At 65.7% G+C, this 495-nt stretch carries 1 protein-coding gene; it reads left to right on the plus strand.

Annotation, left to right across the window (positions count from 1 at the left end):
• Positions 1 to 495, plus strand: a 495-nt coding sequence (locus EOD07_RS36960) for an MFS transporter (protein WP_164772987.1), incomplete at both ends; no start/stop codon positions are given.

A 495-nucleotide genomic window follows, 5' to 3' on the forward strand; every position in this document is an offset into this window, starting at 1 on the left:
CATCTGGCTGGTGCCGACCGCGACCTTCGCCGTGCTTGTCTTCGGCGCGGTCGAGACCGGCGGTTTCTCGCTGTTCCCCGTCTATGGCAGCCGGATCGGCTATTCGGAGGCCGACGCAGCGCTTCTGCTGACCATGATCGGGCTCGGCAACGTGCTTCTGCAGATCCCGATCGGCATGATCAGCGATCGAGTCTCGGACCGCCGCCATCTGCTTCTGGCCTGCGCCACGGTCGGCCTCGTCGGCACCGTCTTCATGCCGTTCTTCGCGCAGAACTGGCATCTGATGGCGGCCCTTCTGTTCGTCTGGGGCGGCGTCGTCGCCGCCATGTACACGATCGGCCTGGCCCATCTCGGCTCTCAGCTTTCCGGCCATGAACTGGCGTCCGCCAATGCGGCTTTCGTGCTTTGCTATGGCGTCGGCATGGTGCTGGGCCCGCAGGCGATCGGCATCGGCATGGATGCCTTCGGCCCCTCTGGTTTCGGGTGGTCGCTGGC

Source organism: Mesorhizobium sp. M2C.T.Ca.TU.002.02.1.1 (assembly GCF_003997225.1).